Here is a 15,041-nt window from a genome sequence, read left to right as displayed (position 1 = left end):
CGTGACCGTCGTACCCCTGGGGTCGAGCCGACGGGCAGGCGGCGCGGGTAGACCGGGACGATGGCATCTCCGACCGGAACCACGTCCGAACCCCGCCTCTTCTTCGACGCGAAGGCGACGCTCGGCGAGAGTCCCGTCTGGGACGTCGACGCCCACGAGCTGGTCTGGACCGACATCACGAACGGCCTCCTGCACCGCACCTCGGCCGACGGCACGAGGGACACGACCGTCGTCGTCGACCCGCCCCTGCCGAGCTTCCAGCGTCGACGGGGCGGTGGCCTGATCGCGGCCCTCGACGACACGGTCGTCGTCATGCGGGACGACGGGACCGAGCAGCGGACGATCGCGACCGTCGACCACGCCGACGAGCGCCTGCGCCTCAACGAGGGCAAGTGCGACCCGTTCGGCGCCTTCGTCGTCGGTGCGACCGACCCCGAGGGCAGCCCCGTGGCCGGTCTCTACCGCGTGGCCCCGGACGGCACGCTCACGCAGCTCCGCGACGACTTCGCCACGACCAACGGGTTCGAGTGGAACGACGACGGCAGCGAGATCTACCTCACCGACACCGGCGACGACACGATCTACCGAGCCACGTGGGATGCCGACGGCACCCTGGGCGAGCTCGTCCCGTTCTCGTCGCAGGGCGCCCACGACGGCCTGGCCCGCGACGAGCGCGGAGAGTTCTGGGGTGCCATCTACGGCGAGGGCAAGGTGGTGCACCTGGACGTCGACGGTGGTCTCGTCGACGAGATCACGCTCCCGGTGCCGAACGTCACCGGCATCGGCTTCGGTGGTGACGACCTGCGGACGCTGTTCGTGCTGTCGGCCCGCGAGGGGCTGAGCGACGAACAGCTCGAGGAGTTCCCGCTGAGCGGTGGCATCTTCGCGCTGGACCTCGACCGGGCGGCTCGCCCGCCGTTCCTGTTCGGCTGAGACCGCGGCCCGTGCGGGCCGGCCCCCCCGGGGACGCCCGGCCCGTCGCCCCTCCGACGACCCTCTGACGCGACGACGCCCGCCCGATCAGCCGATCGGGCGGGCGTCGTCGTGCCGACGGCGCGTCCTCAGATGCGCCCCACGAGCTCGTCGCGAGGCACGGTGCCCGCCGCGATGACGGCCCGGGCCGCGTCACGCGCCTCCTCGACGTTCCAGAGCAGCACGCCCTCGACCGCGCCGTCGTCGCCCAGGTAGTACGCCACGGCCTCGCCCTCGCCCTTGTCGTCGACGATCGTCTCGAGCGACGCGTCGAGCGTGCCGACGGCCTCGTACGAGAGGTCGAAGACCTTCGAGTAGTAGTACGGCGTGTGGTCGTAGACCTCGTCGGCGCCGGTCATGTTGCGACCGACGACGGGGCCCTGCGACTTCGCGTTGTCGACGTGCTCGACGCGGCGGCGCCCGAGGATCGCGTCCGGGTACGAGGCCACGTCGCCCGCGGCGAACACGTTCGGGTCGTTCGTCCGCAGGTGCTCGTCGACCACGATGCCGTCGTCCACGGCCAGACCCGCGTCGGCCGCGAGCTGGTCGTCGACCGAGATGCCGAGCCCCACGACGACCGCGTCGGCGTCGAGGGTCGAGCCGTCGTCGAGCCGGAGGTGGACGCCGGCGTCGTCGGCCGTGCCGCTCTCGACGCGACGTCCGCGGGCCAGCTCGACCCCCGCCTCCTCGAATGTCTTCTCGAACGACGAGGCGAGGGACGCGGGGAACACCGACCCACCGAGGACGTCGTCGGGGAAGACCAGCGTCACGCGGGTGTCGTTCTGCACGAGGGCCGCGGCGAGCTCGGTGCCGATGTAGCTGCCGCCCACGACGACGACGTGCCGGCCGCCGCCCGAGAGCGAGCGGAGTCGGCGGTAGTCCTCGGCGGTCCGGAAGTACACGACGCGGTCGTCGTCCGGCAGGTCGAGGGCGACGGGGCTGCCTCCGGTGGCGAGCAACAGGGCCCCGTAGCCGATCACGTCGCCGCGGTCGGTGGTCACGGTGCGGGCCTCGCGGTCGATCGACTCGACGAGCGTGCGCAGCCGGATCTCGGCACCCGAGTCGGCGACGGTGCCCAAAGCGTTGTCGGCCTCGGTGTAGTCGGGGTCGGTCCAGAGCTTCTTCGACAGCGCCGGGCGCGTGTACGGCGCGTCGACGTCGGCGCTGACGATCAGCACCGACGCGTCCGGGGTGGTGTCGTGGATGGCCTTCGCGGCGGCGTCGGCGGTCATGCCGCCGCCCACGATGACGTGGTCGAACGATTCGGTCATGGGGTCGTCCTCTCGACGAGAGAGGGCACCGCCCGGGAGGCGCGGGTCGCGCGCTCCCGGACGGTGCCCTCAGGGAGGTGGTCGGGTCAGTTGGCGACGGCGCCGACGCGGTCGAGGCCCTCGGCCGCGGCGTCCTCGTCACGCTGACGCGTGTCGTCCTGGCGGGCGTCCTTCTCGGGGTGGCGGTTCTCGGCACCGGTCATCCAGGCGAGCTGCTCGAGGCGCTCGAGGATGCTGTGCAGCACGTCGGCCGTCGTGGGGTCCTCGTCGTCGACGTCGTCGTGGACCGTGCGCATCGTGCCGGTGACGGCGTACATGCGGTCGACGATGAGGTCGACCACCGCGGTGGTCTCGACGGGGCCCGCGGGGAACTCGGGCAGGCTCGTGCCGCGGGTGACGGTCGAGGTGCGGCCGTCGGGGATCAGGTAGACGGCGCGCATGCGCTCGGCCACTTCGTCGCTGAACTCGCGGGCCGCGTCGACGATCTCGTCGAGCTGCAGGTGGAGGTCGCGGAAGTTCGAGCCGAGCAGGTTCCAGTGCGCCTGCTTGCCCTGGACGTGCAGCTCGATGAGGTCGACGAGGACCTTCTGCATGTTGTCGCGGAGTTGGTCGGATCCCTGGAACATGATGTCTCCCGTTCGTCGTGGGTTCGTGCGGAGTCGTCGCACCGGTGGGTGCGACGTGGACGGTAGACCGTGGGCCCGGGCGACGGCTCAGCCTTCGGGGGACAGCTCGACCGACGACGGGTGGGGACGCCGGGGCGCGTCGGCCCGAGGGGTCGACGGCGCATGCCGTCCCGAGCCGGTCCAGGGGGTCGCTCGCCGCCGTGATCCACTCGTGATCGAGGGTGCTGGAGCCCGGACCGTACTGGATGGTATGTTCGCCTGCATCGGCACCGAAGCCGACGCCCGGCCGTGGGTACCCGATCCGTGGCCATGCTCTGAGGGGGGCTGACATGGCACGAGCGGTACCCGGACGCGCCGACCGTCACGGTTTCGACGCGGTCGAGATCACGAGGCTGCGACGAGAGATCGAGAGCGCCTGGGGGGCGTTCGACGACATCGAGCAGATGGACTTCGCCCACCGGGTGAGGGTCGTCCACGGGCTGACCGACTCCCTGCCGGACGCGGCGAGCGCGGCCGCCCGCGCGGGGCTCGGGCGACTCGCCCTGGCGCTGCTCGACGACGCGTCGGAGTTCCCGCCGCCGTGGGCGTCGATCTGTGGCCGCTGGGACGTCACGCTCGAGATGGCCCGGGCCGCGGTCGAGTCGATCGCCTGGCCGGAGGGCGAGCCCTGGGGCGAACTGCCCCTGGTGGGCACCGCCGCCTGACGTCGCCTAGCGTGGCGGCATGAGCTCCACACCGTCGCGCGGCCACGGACGTCGCCGGGTCGGCCTCTGGCGCTTCGTCCGCACGGTCGTGCTCGACTACCGGTACGTCTGGTGGGTGCACCTCGTCCCGCGGTCGGGCCGGGTGGTGCCGGCCCGCTACCGGGACGGCGGCCGTGAGCCCGTCCTGCTGCTGCCCGGCGTCTACGAGACCTGGCGCTTCCTCCGTCCCGTGGCCGACCGGCTGAACGATCGGGGGCACCCGATCGTCGTGGTGCCCGGCATGGGCCACAACCGTCGTCCGATCGCGGCCACCGCCGAGGTGGCCCAACGCATCCTCGACGCCCACGACCTGCGGGACGTCGTCGTGTTGGCGCACAGCAAGGGCGGGCTCGTCGGCAAGACCATGATGGTCTCGACCGACGCCGAGCGACGCATCACCCGCATGGTGACGGTCAACAGTCCCTTCTCGGGGTCGCGCTGGGCGAGGGTGCTGCCGGTCAGGGCGCTGAGGCCCTTCTCGCCCCGGGACGCCGACCTGTTGCGGCTCGCCGGACAGCGAGAGGCGAACGGGACCATCACGTCGATGGCGTCGCGGTTCGACGCCCACGTCACCGAGGGCAGCGTCCTGCCGGGGGCCGTCAACCTCGAGTTCCCGGTCGACGGCCACTTCCGGCCGCTGGGCCACGCGCGGTGCGTCGCGATGATCGTGCGCGAGGTCGAGGCCGGGGCGGGCTCGGCGGCGTCGGCCGAGGCGTCCTAGCCCTCGACCCAGCCGAGGGCCCGCAAGGTCTCGTGGGGCCGTTCGACGTGGGCGAAGTGCCCGCAGTCGGCGAGCAGGGTCGTCCGGGCGTGCCGCACGACGCCGGCCAGGCGGTCGAGGTCGGACGACCGGGCGAAGACGTCGTCGGCTCCGCTGACGGCGGCGACGTCGCAGTCGATGCCTCGCCACCGGGTCGCGTCGTACCCCTGCCCCGACCTCGAGGCCGCCAGGAAGCCCCGGGGCCTGAGCTCGGCCACGAACGCCTCGAGCACCGAGCGCGGGACGCGGTCGACGTGGCGGAACACGGGCGACGACAGCGCTCGCAGCAGTCCGATGCGGGCCGCGCCGCCCAGGAGGGACGCGGAGGCGCGGGGCAGCACCCCGAACGCCGCCCGCAGCAGCGTGAAGGCCGGCAACCGCACGAGGCCCCGCACCGGGTGCGTCACGGCGTCGATCGCCGAGAAGGACGTGGCCGACACGACCGAGACGCTGAGCACCAGGTCGGGTCGGACGGCGGCCAGGTGCAGGGCGACGAACGCGCCCATCGAGTGACCGACGAGGTCGAACTCGGTGACGCCCAGCGCCTCGGCGACCTCGACCACCACGGCGGCGGCCGACTCGACGTCGAGGCCCGGGTCCGGCTCGGGCGAGGCGCCCCACCCCGGCAGGTCGATCAGCACCGGGCGGGAGACGACCGCGTCCACCTCGCGGGCGGCCTGCAGCAGGGGGGTCCACGTCGTCCACGAACCAGCCGCCCCGTGCAGCAGGACGGTCGCCCGGCGGCGCGAGGACCGGTCGGCCGACGCCGTCGCGTGGTGCACGACCGTCCGGCCGTGTGCCGTCTCGATCGTCGAGCGGGTGAGCCCGAGGGCACCGGGCTCGGTGACCAGCGCGAACGGGGCGTAGCGGTCGAGGGTCGGGTCGGCCACCCCTGTCGCCCGGCCCCGTCGCATCGTCGGATGCTACCCGATGATCTCCTCGCGCACGCGGCGCAGGTCCTCGAGCAGCGACCCGACCAGCACCCAGTTGTCCGGGTCGGGGCGCAGCACGCTCACCGGCGACGTGAGCGCCGGGCCGTCGTCGTGCCCGGTGCCCGTCGCGGGACCGCCGTTGGCGTCGGGGAGGCGGGAGGCGCGCCCGGCCGGCAGCGCCTCCTCGGTGGTCCGCGCCAGCAGGCGCACGTCGTGGGCGGCTCGTCGGAGGTCTTCGGCGATGCTCTGCACCACGGGGTCGTCGGACAGCCCGGGGTCGTAGTTGTCGTGGACCGACCGCACCATGCCCACCACTCGGTTGACGAGCACGGTGAGGCGCCGCAGCAGCGCCGCGTCGGCCTCGAGGACGCTGCGGTTGCGGCTCGCACGGGGGTTGAGCTGGAGGCTCTCCTCGCCCGCGGTGACCGCGTCGACCGCCCGGGCCTGGGCCACCCTGAGCTCGCGGGCCCTGGTCAGGCCCGTGGCGAGCCGCGACCCGTCGACCGGTTCGTCGAGCACGGCGGCGGTCTCGTCGAGCACGGACGCGATGTCGCGCGCGAGCCGTCCGACGGCGAGGTGCGCGGGGGCGAGGGCGACGGGAGGCACGATCAACGCGTTGATCGCGAGCGCGATGGCCGCACCGATGATCGTCTCGAGCACCCGGTCGAGCGCGTAGTCGGGGGTCTGGGCGCCGATCGCCAACACGAGCATCGCCGAGATCGGCACCTGGTTCGCCGAGCTCGGCGTGAGCCGGAAGGCCCAGGCCACGAGCAGGCTCACCACGACGATCGCCAGCACGATCCAGGTCGCGTCGCCGAACAGCTGGCCGGCCGCGAAGGCGATGAGCACGCCGGCGATGACGCCGACGCTGCGCTCGAGGCCGCGCACGAACGACTGGTTGACGCTCGGCAGCACCACGAGCAGGGCCGCGATCGCGGCGAAGATCGGCAGGGGCTGCTGCAACAGGGCCACCGAGGCGAACCAGGCCGCCATCACCGCGACGCTCGTCTTCACCACCTGGAGCAGGGGCGTGCGCTTCGTCTGCCGGATGCGCGAGACGACCTTCACGCCCTCCAGGGTAGACGGGGAGGCGCCGCCCGCGTCGCGACGTCGCGACAGGTCACGAAACGGTCACCCCGCCCGCGCCTCCCCACCGATCGGTCCGGCTGCTGGTTGACTGCCTCCTCGTGTGGCCCAACTCCGCCGAGGTGCTCCCCGCCGCGTTCGCGAACTCGGGGCTGACCGTCGTCGCCTTCCGACCCCACTCGGTCGAGCCCTCGGGCGCCGGGTTCCTCTACGGCTACGAGGTCGACACGGTCGACCCGGTCGGCGCGACCTCGACCGTGCTGACCTTCATCGACACCGACACCCGGGCCGCCGACGAGTCCTCGGTGCTCACCCGCGACCCGACCACCGGTCAGCCGCTCGCCGTCTGGGCCTACCCGGCCGACCCGATGCTGCCGGCGCTCGCCGGGGCCACGTATCCCGACCGGGTGGCCGACGCGCTCGCGGCGCTCGGCGTCGTCGTCACCGAACCGCGGCTGAGCGTCGCGGCGTACCGACCCGGCAAGCGCGCCGTCATCCGACTCGACGCCGCCGAGACCACCGTCTTCCTCAAGGTGGTCCGCCCCGACCGGGTGGCACCGATCGTCGCCCTGCACGAGGCGTTCCGGGCGCAGGGGCTGCCGGTGCCCGCCGTGCTCGCCTCGCGGGCGGACGGCCTGCTCGTCCTCGAACGCGTCCCGGGGGTGCCGGCCGGGCAGCGCGTCGTCGAGCTCGTCGACGACCCGCGGTTCGTCGAGCAGATGGTCGACCTCGGCACGCGCATCGCCCGCGTCGACGTGGTGGCGCGGGCGCAGTCCGACGCCCTCGACCACGGAGCCTGGCACCGCTCGACGCTGCGCGCCGCGCTGCCCGACCGGGCGACCGAGATCGACGGCCTCTACGACGAGATCGACCGGCGCCGCGCCTCCTCCGCCTCGGACGCCCTCGCCGTGATCCACGGCGACCTGCACCTCGAGCAGCTCTTCGTGCACCCGTCCGAGCCGTGGCGGGTCACCGGTCTGCTCGACGTCGACACCGCGGGGCTCGGGCACCCGGCGCGCGACGCGGCGGCCCTCGTCGCCCATCTGGTCGTGACGGGACAGTGGCACCGGGGCAACGGCGACGAGGCCGAGGCCCGGGCCTGCGAACGCCTCGCCGACGACGTGACGCGCGCCTGGGTCGAACGCCTGCCCGGCCTGGCCGACCGGCTCGCGCCGGGCGTCGCGTCGCAGCTGCTCGCCCACGCCGGCGGACAGGCCACGCTCGGCACCGACACGGGCCGCCGCAAGGCCGTCCAGCTGATCGGTGCCGCCGCGGGCACCCTCGCCCGCCCCGCCTGACCGCCGGTCCCTCCGCCGCCCACCCACGGACGGGTCCGCCGCGCACCCACGGACGGGCCGACGGGCCTACCGTGGCGCGCAGCACCCACCCGCGCACCCGGAGGCCCCCATGCCGTCACCCTGGCTCGACGCCGCTCCCGACGTCACCACCGACAGGATCGACCCCGAGACCGTCTACGACGACGTGATCGTCGGCGGGGGCCTGACCGGACTCGTCACCGCCTTGCTGTTCGCCCGTCGCGGTCACCGGGTCGCCGTCCTGGAGGCGCGCACGGTCGGCAGCGTCGCGAGCGGCAGCGGGTCCGCGTCGATGTCGCTGCTGCAGGGCAGGCAGCTCCAGCGCATCCGCACGAACACCTACCAGAGCGTCGTCGACGCCTACGTCGCGGCCAACCGGGCGGGCTTCGACTGGATGGTCGACTACCTCGACGAGGCCGGCGTCGAGGTCGAGCGCCGGGACGCCTTCAGCTACGCGACGACCCGGGCCGGGATCGCCACGGTCGACGACGAGTACCTCGTCGCGAGGAAGGCCGGCCTCCCCGTCGTCAAGGAGTTCGGCCTCGACCTCCCGTTCGGCACGACCGGCGGACTCCGGTTGCCCGACCAGGCGCAGTTCGACCCCGTGCAGGCGATCGTCGCGCTCGTGGCGGACGTCCGGGCGCTCGGTGGCGTCGTCGTCGAGGGGGTGCGCGTCACCGGCGTCGACGCGACGAACCCGACGGTGACCCACAGCGACGGTCCCGACGTCCGCGGCCGCCGCGTGCACGTCACGACGGGCAGCCCCGTGCTCGACCGCGGCCTCTACTTCGCCAAGCTCCGCAGCGAGCGCTCCTACGGCCTGGCCTTCGAGGGCGTCGACGACCTGCCGGACGGCATGTACCACGCGGTCGACGGTCCCACCCGGTCGTTCTCCGCGGTGGGCGACCGCCTCGTGACCGGCGGCAACCGGCACCCGGTGGGTCGCGCCTCGTCGACGATCGCGATGGTCGACGACCTCGCCGAGTGGACGACGCGCCACTGGCCGGGTGCGCGGCCGACCCACTCGTGGAGCGGTCAGGACTACGGCACGCCGCACCACGTGCCGTTCGTCGGCTGGCTGCCGCGGGGTCGGGGTCGGATCTACCTCGCGACCGGGTACGAGCACTGGGGGCTGACGAACGCGGTCCAGGCCGCGATGACCCTCGTGTCGGACGTGCTCGGCGACCCGCAGCCCTGGATGACCACGCTGCACGGGCGGGTCACGACGCCGATCGCCATCGCGTCGGGGATCGGCATCAACGCGGCCGACGCGTGGTGGGCGGCCAAGGGCTGGGCCGGGGCGATGACCCGCCGTCTGGTCGCCGTCGCACCCGCCGAGGGCCAGGGCGAGGTGGGCCGGTCGGGCGGCTTCGCCCCCGTCGCGCGCTCGACCGTCGACGGCGAGGTGTGCACCGTGTCGGCGATCTGCCCGCACCTCGTCGGGATCGTCACCTGGAACGACTCCGAACGGTCGTGGGACTGCCCGCTGCACGGGTCGCGGTTCGCCGCCGACGGCAGCGTGCTCGAGGGGCCGGCGACCCGCGGCCTGCGTCGTCGCGGCTGACGCGCCGCCGGCCCGTCGGGACCGGGCCCCGAGACACGAGGAGGCGCTGGTGGCGTACCGGCGCGCCGTACGCGTAAACTGTCCCCAGCTTCACCGCCCGGGTGTTCTCCGGTCCGCGCCTCCTCCGGTGCGAGTCGACACCTCGGCGTGACGGGGCTTCGGGGCACGTGCCGTCGTCGGACTGCCCGCCACGAAGGTCCGCCCGTCGCGAAGCCGGTACAGCTGTCCATCGCGCGGCACCCCGCCCCGCACGCATCCGGCGCGACCCTCTCGGTCGTCGTCCGTCCGGGTCGCCGAGCCTCTCGGCCTCCCGCGCAGCACCCTCCGCCGACACGGCGGCACAGCACCGTCGACGTCCCGCGTCGACCACGAGGAGGAGCCTTGGCTCGACCAGGCCAGCGTCAATCGGGTGGTACCCGCACCGCCCAGCGTCCGAACCGTCGCCGCGAGGTCGACAACGACGGGCTGATCCCCGTCCTCGCCCGTGCGGTGCGCGAGGTCGAGGCCGCCGCGCAACGCGGTCAGGTGAAGCCCTCGAGCCGCACCAAGTTCCAGGTCATCGCCCTGCTCATGCGCGAGGAACGCGCCCGGGTCAAGGTCGACAAGGCCATCAGCGAGTCCGAGCGCGCCGAGCAGATGAAGCGCCTCGACGGCGTCGCCCAGATCCTGGCCAAGACCGCCGCCCGCGACACGTCGCTGATCACCTTGCTGGGCGACGCGGCCACGGTCAGCGAGGCCGCCAAGACGCTCAAGCGCGACATGCAGATGTCGGCCGGGCTCGAGCTCGAGCCCGAGCAGCAGATCATCGTCACCGAGGCGGCGCCGGTCGCGCCGACCTCCGAGCGACAGGTCGTCCCGCAGTCGGTCATCTCGCGGCAGCTGGCGAACCCGTTCCTGCCGCCCGACTTCGCGCTCGCCGAGGTCGCCCGCGAGGCGCACCCGCGCCGGCTCGCGAACTGGGAGCTCTTCGGCCCCCTGTTCAAGTCCTTCGAGTACGGCGCCGGGGGAGGCTCGGCCTGCATGCCGCTGCCCGAGCCCACCACGGTCGACGCCCCCGCGGGCGCCACCCTGATGCACCACCAGGCGCAGCTCGTCGAGTCCGCCCGCCAGGGCCACCGCACCTACCTGCTCGCCGACGAGCCCGGCCTCGGCAAGACCGCCCAAGCCTTGCTCGCCGCCCAGGCGGCCGCGGCGTACCCGCTGCTCGTGGTCGTGCCGAACGTCGTCAAGACGAACTGGGCCCGCGAGGTCCAGCTGTGGACGCCGACGCGCACGGCGACCGTCATCCACGGCGACGGCGAGAAGCTTGACGCCTTCGCCGACGTGGTCATCGTCAACTACGAGGTGCTCGACCGTCACGTCGGCTGGCTCGGCGAGCTCGGCTTCAAGGGCATGATCGTCGACGAGGCCCACTTCATCAAGAACAAAGAATCGCAGCGGTCGCGGCACGTGCTGCAGCTCGCCCAGCGCATCCGGTCGCGCACCGCGCACCCGCTGCTCATGGCGCTGACCGGCACCCCGTTGATCAACGACATCGAGGACTTCCGCGCCATCTGGGAGTTCCTCGGCTGGATCGGCGACAAGAAGCCCGCCGCCGAGTTGATGGAGCGCCTCGAAGAGGTCGGCCTGACCCCCGCCGATCCCGGGTTCTTCTCGTCGGCACGCGAGATCGTGATCGACCTCGGCATCGTCCGTCGCAAGAAGGTCGACGTCGCCTCCGACATCCCCGCCCGTCGCATCGCCGACCTGCCGGTCGAGCTCGACGACGAGGTGGGCCGTTCCATCCGCGACGCCGAACGCGAGCTGGCCCGCCGCATGGTGCAGAAGTACCGCACCGCGCTCACCACCCGCACGTCCGGCGTCCGCGTCGAGGGCATCGACCACGACCTCGTCCGCCAGGTCGCCAAGTGGGAGCTCGAGGACGCCAGCGCGTCGAGCACGGGTGAGAACGTCTTCAGCATGGTGCGCCGCATCGGTCAGGCCAAGGCCGGCCTGGCCGCCGACTACACCGCCCAGCTCGCCCGCAACGTCGGCAAGGTGGTGTTCTTCGCCAAGCACATCGACGTCATGGACGTCGCCGAGGCCACCTTCGCCAAGCGGGGCATCAAGTACTCCTCGATCCGCGGCGATCAGACCCCGGCCGTCCGACAGCGCCAGATCGACGCCTTCGTGAACGACCCCGAGGTCGAGGTCGTCGTCTGTTCGCTGACCGCGGCCGGCGTCGGGCTCAACCTGCAGGTCGCCTCGAACGTCGTGCTGGCCGAGTTGTCGTGGACGGACGCCGAGCAGACGCAGGCCATCGACCGCGTGCACCGCATCGGCCAGGCCGAGCCGGTCACGGCGTGGCGCGTCATCGCGGCGCAGACGATCGACACGAAGATCGCCGAGCTGATCGACAGCAAGGCCGGCCTCGCCGCCCGGGCACTCGACGGCGACGACTCCGAGGTCGTCGACTCCGTCGACGTGCAGCTCTCGGCCCTCGTCGCCTTGCTCACCGAGGCCCTCGAAGCCTGACCCGCCCTCACCCCGCCGCACCTCGACGCACCGCCGCACCTCGACGCACCGCGTTTCGTGCACGGCACCCCGACTAGTCACGGTGCCGTGCACGATTCGCGGTGTGGACGCGCGGGAGGCCGGCTCGCTCGAGCCGTGTGACGATCCGCTGCGGACGCGCGAGATCGCGCCAGATGGTTCGTGTCACCCGATTCACGTAGGGCAGCCCCCTCAGCCGGTCTTCACGGACCTTCTCGAGGATCACGATCTCCTCCGCCGTCAGCCCGTGCCGCATCTCGCGGTCGAGGTACTTCACGAAGCCGTCGAACTCGTCGTACACGCCGTAGGCCTCCCACCCGAAATCGGTGAACCCGATGAGCCCTTCGTCGTCGACGTGCCGTTCCTGGAGACGGGGTGCCGGGAATCCGAGACCGTCCAGGGCGACCCGGTAGACCGATTCACTGGCGGAACCGGGCAGGGGGCTGGCGAACTCGGCGACCCAGGAGGCGCGGGTCGAGCCCCGGACACGGTCTCGTCCCAGCAGGCACGCCTGGTACTCGGCCAGCGTGCACAACCGACGTCGCAGGCAGTGGTCGAGGACGGCCACGGCCTGGCTGCGTGTCCCGCTCAGAGCGACGTCCACGGCCGTCCGGGCCGGCGTGGTCACGAGGAGACCCCGATGAGGGGTGATCTCGTCCGAGAGCAGAGGTGCCGCATGTCTGGTCACGTGCGCACCCGTGTGGGTCCGGGCGCGCGCCGGGTCGGTCGTCGAGACGCGGGTGAGCGGCGGGCCGAGCACCGGCATGCCCCACACCGCGGCCGCCGAGGTGTGGGAGACGACGACCGCGTCACGCATCCGGCCGACCGCGGCCGCCGTTCGGACGGCGTGGCGTTCCTCGCGGCGCAGGCCCCGCCAGGCCGCCGACTCGACGTAGCGTCCGGGCGCGACACGCACGAGTTCGCCACGCGCGTGGGCTCGGCGTTCCGACGGATCGTCGAACCGCGAGCGGATGAGGAGGGAACGAAGGTCTCGTTCGTGGGTGGTCACGCGTCGATCGTCTCGGGCGCGAGCGGACTCCGGGATCGGATCTCGCCACCCTGTGGAGGGAACGGGGGACGGCGGGGCGCGGGACGAGAGGCCGTTCTCAGTCGAGGCGAGTTCGGTGGGTCGGAGAACACCCGACCACCGAAGGAGCACCCCATGCCCGAACTCTCCGGCTACGCCCACGTCGCCATCACCGTCTCCGACCTCGACACGAGCCTCGCCTTCTACGAGAAGCTGCTCGGCGCCGGCCCCGTCGGCCGCATCGAACTCGACGGCCTCGACCGCCGCATCTTCTCCGTCGGCAACGGGCAGATCCTCGGGGTGACGGCTTACACCGGGGGATCGAGCGCGGCCTTCGACCCGACCGTTCCCGGGCTCGACCACATCGGCCTCGCCGTGACCGACCGCGACGGCGTCGTCGCCTGGCAGGAGCACGCCACGTCGGTCGGCATCGAGTCCGACCTGCAGGACGCGGACTTCGGCCACGCCCTGATGATCAAGGACCCCGACGGCAACCAGATCGAGTTCTTCGCCCCGCCCGCACAGAGCTGACGGGCCGCCGGCCGACATCGCACCACGATTCGTTCACCGCACCGCGATTCGTGCACCGCACCGCGACTAGACGGTGTGTGGCGCACGAAACGGGGTGCGGAGGCGCGGGGGCCTTTCACCCAGGACGCGCCGGACCGGGCCGCCTGCCGGCATCGCACCGCGATTCGTGCACCGCACCGCGACTAGAGGGGGCGTGCTGCACGGAACGCGGTGCGCTGCATGACGGCGGGCGGCGGCTGGCGGCGGGGTGGCGTGCGACGAGCGGGGCGCGGCATGCAGATACCGGCGGAGCGCGGGTCGGCCTCAGCGGTCGCGAGCGGCGGTGAGCAGCTCGCGTTCGTCGTCGGGCTCGAGCCCCGCGCCGTGGGGGCCCGCCGGGCCGGGACGCGAGAGTTCCCACGCGAGGGCGTCGCGCAGCGTCGCGTCCACGGGGCGCGGCACGAGCCCGGCGGCCCGGCCCGCGCCTCCTGACCGGGCGCCGAAGCCCGCGTGCGTGGCGACGGGCACCCAGAGGGGCATCGACCGGGGCCCCGCCCACGGCCCGACCCCGTGTGCGTCGAGCCAGGCCTCGTCGACCCGGACGACCTCGCCCGTGTGCCCGGCGACCCGACGCGCCACCGCGAGGTGGTCGGCCAGCGACTGCCGATCACCCACCGCGTCGAACGTCCCCGAGAGACCTCGCTCGACGGACGCGACGATCCAGCTCGCCAGGTCCCGGACGTCGACCGGCTGCACGTCGAGGCCGGGCACGTCGGGCACGAGCACGGGATCGGGCTCCGAGGACGCAGCGGCCAGGGCGAAGCGCAGCGGCCACCAGCCCGTGCGGCCCGTGTGGTCGCCCGGTCCGCCGATGAGGCCCGCCCGGACGAGCAGCGACCGGTCGGCGCCGAACGCCTCGACGACGGCGCGCTCGCCCGCGACCTTCGACCCGCCGTAGTCCGACTCGTCGGCGTCGACGAGGGCCGCCGTCTCGTCCGCCCCGGTGGTCGCGGTGTCGGCGTAGACGCTGACGCTCGAGACGAAGTCGAAGGAGGCGCTGGCGGGTTCGAGCACCGAGACGGCGTCACGCACGTGCGACGCGTCGCGGCTCAGGTCGACGACCGCGTCCCAGCGTCGTCCGCCCTCGAGCACGGCGTCGTACGCCCCGGGCGTGCGACGGTCGGCCCGGACGAACGCCGCGCCCTCGGGGACGTCGCCGGACGACCCGCGGGCGAGACACGTGACGTCGTGGCCGCCGGCGAGGGCGGCCTCGACGATCGTCCGACCGAGCCAGGCGGTGCCGCCGAGGATCAGCAGCCGCAGGGGGCGACGTGCCGAGGAGGTCGTGCCGGTCGGGCCCACGGCGGCGTCAGAGACCGAGCTTGGCCTGGACGTCGGCGAGCGAGGGGTTCGTGGCCGTCGAGCCGTCGGGGTAGACGATCGTCGGCACGGTCTGGTTGCCGCCGTTGGCCTTCTCGACGATCTCGGCCGTGCCGGGGACCTCTTCGATGTTGACCTCGGTGAAGGCGATGCCCTGCTTGCCGAGTTGCTGCTTGAGGCGGGCGCAGTAGCCGCACCACGAGGTGCTGAACATGGTGATGGTGCCGGACTCGGGGACGTACGTGCTCGCGATGTCGCTCATGACCCCAGGTTAAGCCCGGTCGGCGGTGAGCGCCGGGGGAGTTGTCTGGGAGGCGTACCA

General features: G+C 73.0%; 14 protein-coding genes. 7 read left to right on the top strand and 7 right to left on the bottom strand.

What is annotated here, in order from left to right; all coding sequences use genetic code 11:
- Positions 1-60: 60 nt before the first annotated feature.
- Positions 61-933: an SMP-30/gluconolactonase/LRE family protein gene (locus tag HQQ78_RS08400; protein ID WP_173152424.1), complete on the top strand. Its 873-nt coding sequence runs from the start codon at positions 61-63 to the stop codon at positions 931-933.
- A 128-nt stretch (positions 934-1,061) separates the two neighbouring features.
- Here HQQ78_RS08400 and HQQ78_RS08395 read toward each other — a convergent pair whose 3' ends face one another.
- Positions 1,062-2,243, bottom strand: coding sequence for an NAD(P)/FAD-dependent oxidoreductase (locus HQQ78_RS08395; protein ID WP_173152423.1), 1,182 nt, complete (start codon positions 2,241-2,243; stop codon positions 1,062-1,064).
- 86 nt (positions 2,244-2,329) lie between these two features.
- Positions 2,330-2,869: a Dps family protein gene (locus HQQ78_RS08390; RefSeq protein ID WP_082460542.1), complete on the bottom strand. Its 540-nt coding sequence runs from the start codon at positions 2,867-2,869 to the stop codon at positions 2,330-2,332.
- A gap of 329 nt (positions 2,870-3,198) precedes the next feature.
- Here HQQ78_RS08390 and HQQ78_RS08385 point away from each other — a divergent pair, with 329 nt between their 5' ends.
- Positions 3,199-3,573: a hypothetical protein gene (locus HQQ78_RS08385; protein ID WP_056048233.1), complete on the top strand. Its 375-nt coding sequence runs from the start codon at positions 3,199-3,201 to the stop codon at positions 3,571-3,573.
- Between the two features lie 19 nt (positions 3,574-3,592).
- Complete coding sequence (locus tag HQQ78_RS08380; RefSeq protein WP_173152421.1) at positions 3,593-4,333, top strand: triacylglycerol lipase; 741 nt, start codon at positions 3,593-3,595, stop codon at positions 4,331-4,333.
- Here the strand turns inward: HQQ78_RS08380 and HQQ78_RS08375 are convergent.
- Positions 4,330-5,286 (bottom strand): alpha/beta fold hydrolase, encoded by a 957-nt coding sequence (locus HQQ78_RS08375; RefSeq protein ID WP_173152419.1) that lies wholly within the window; start codon positions 5,284-5,286, stop codon positions 4,330-4,332. The two genes, HQQ78_RS08380 and HQQ78_RS08375, sit on opposite strands and share 4 nt — an antisense overlap.
- A 9-nt stretch (positions 5,287-5,295) precedes the next feature.
- Positions 5,296-6,372 (bottom strand): FUSC family protein, encoded by a 1,077-nt coding sequence (locus HQQ78_RS08370; protein WP_173152417.1) that lies wholly within the window; start codon positions 6,370-6,372, stop codon positions 5,296-5,298.
- A 119-nt stretch (positions 6,373-6,491) separates the two neighbouring features.
- Here HQQ78_RS08370 and HQQ78_RS08365 point away from each other — a divergent pair, with 119 nt between their 5' ends.
- The 3 genes from HQQ78_RS08365 (at position 6,492) to HQQ78_RS08355 (ending at position 11,784) form a co-directional block, all read left to right on the top strand.
- Positions 6,492-7,688: a phosphotransferase family protein gene (locus HQQ78_RS08365; protein WP_123571814.1), complete on the top strand. Its 1,197-nt coding sequence runs from the start codon at positions 6,492-6,494 to the stop codon at positions 7,686-7,688.
- Between the two features lie 109 nt (positions 7,689-7,797).
- On the top strand, positions 7,798-9,270 hold the full coding sequence (locus HQQ78_RS08360; protein WP_173152415.1) for an FAD-dependent oxidoreductase: 1,473 nt from the start codon (positions 7,798-7,800) through the stop codon (positions 9,268-9,270).
- A gap of 381 nt (positions 9,271-9,651) precedes the next feature.
- Positions 9,652-11,784 (top strand): DEAD/DEAH box helicase, encoded by a 2,133-nt coding sequence (locus tag HQQ78_RS08355; RefSeq protein WP_056048208.1) that lies wholly within the window; start codon positions 9,652-9,654, stop codon positions 11,782-11,784.
- A gap of 73 nt (positions 11,785-11,857) precedes the next feature.
- Here the strand turns inward: HQQ78_RS08355 and HQQ78_RS08350 are convergent, their stop codons facing one another.
- Entirely contained in the window at positions 11,858-12,811 is a 954-nt protein-coding gene (locus HQQ78_RS08350; RefSeq protein WP_173152413.1) for a hypothetical protein, read from the bottom strand.
- Positions 12,812-12,964: 153 nt separating this feature from the next.
- Between HQQ78_RS08350 and HQQ78_RS08345 the strand changes: the two genes are divergently transcribed.
- A complete protein-coding gene (locus HQQ78_RS08345; RefSeq protein ID WP_056048202.1) occupies positions 12,965-13,360 on the top strand; it encodes a VOC family protein in 396 nt (131 codons plus the stop codon).
- Positions 13,361-13,663: 303 nt separating this feature from the next.
- Here HQQ78_RS08345 and HQQ78_RS08340 read toward each other — a convergent pair whose 3' ends face one another.
- Positions 13,664-14,701 carry an NAD-dependent epimerase/dehydratase family protein gene (locus tag HQQ78_RS08340; protein WP_371740484.1) on the bottom strand — a complete coding sequence of 346 codons (1,038 nt, stop codon included), beginning with the start codon at positions 14,699-14,701 and terminating at the stop codon, positions 13,664-13,666.
- A 7-nt stretch (positions 14,702-14,708) separates the two neighbouring features.
- Positions 14,709-14,981, bottom strand: a complete 273-nt coding sequence (locus HQQ78_RS08335) for a mycoredoxin (protein ID WP_056048200.1) — start codon at positions 14,979-14,981, stop codon at positions 14,709-14,711.
- Positions 14,982-15,041 lie beyond the last annotated feature (60 nt).

The sequence above is a fragment of the Frigoribacterium sp. VKM Ac-2859 genome (genome assembly GCF_013204925.1).
In the GTDB taxonomy this organism is placed as follows: domain Bacteria; phylum Actinomycetota; class Actinomycetes; order Actinomycetales; family Microbacteriaceae; genus Frigoribacterium.
The sequence above is the reverse complement of the archived record's forward strand: the minus strand, read 5'-3'. Positions and strand labels throughout refer to the sequence as shown.

Coding starts and splice junctions, on each gene's coding strand:
- HQQ78_RS08375 (WP_173152419.1), bottom strand. CDS start 5,286: ATGCGACGGGGCCGGGCGACAGGGGTGGCCGACCCGACCCTCGACCGC.
- HQQ78_RS08360 (WP_173152415.1), top strand. CDS start 7,798: ATGCCGTCACCCTGGCTCGACGCCGCTCCCGACGTCACCACCGACAGG.
- HQQ78_RS08385 (WP_056048233.1), top strand. CDS start 3,199: ATGGCACGAGCGGTACCCGGACGCGCCGACCGTCACGGTTTCGACGCG.
- HQQ78_RS08400 (WP_173152424.1), top strand. CDS start 61: ATGGCATCTCCGACCGGAACCACGTCCGAACCCCGCCTCTTCTTCGAC.
- HQQ78_RS08335 (WP_056048200.1), bottom strand. CDS start 14,981: ATGAGCGACATCGCGAGCACGTACGTCCCCGAGTCCGGCACCATCACC.
- HQQ78_RS08345 (WP_056048202.1), top strand. CDS start 12,965: ATGCCCGAACTCTCCGGCTACGCCCACGTCGCCATCACCGTCTCCGAC.
- HQQ78_RS08390 (WP_082460542.1), bottom strand. CDS start 2,869: ATGTTCCAGGGATCCGACCAACTCCGCGACAACATGCAGAAGGTCCTC.
- HQQ78_RS08395 (WP_173152423.1), bottom strand. CDS start 2,243: ATGACCGAATCGTTCGACCACGTCATCGTGGGCGGCGGCATGACCGCC.
- HQQ78_RS08380 (WP_173152421.1), top strand. CDS start 3,593: ATGAGCTCCACACCGTCGCGCGGCCACGGACGTCGCCGGGTCGGCCTC.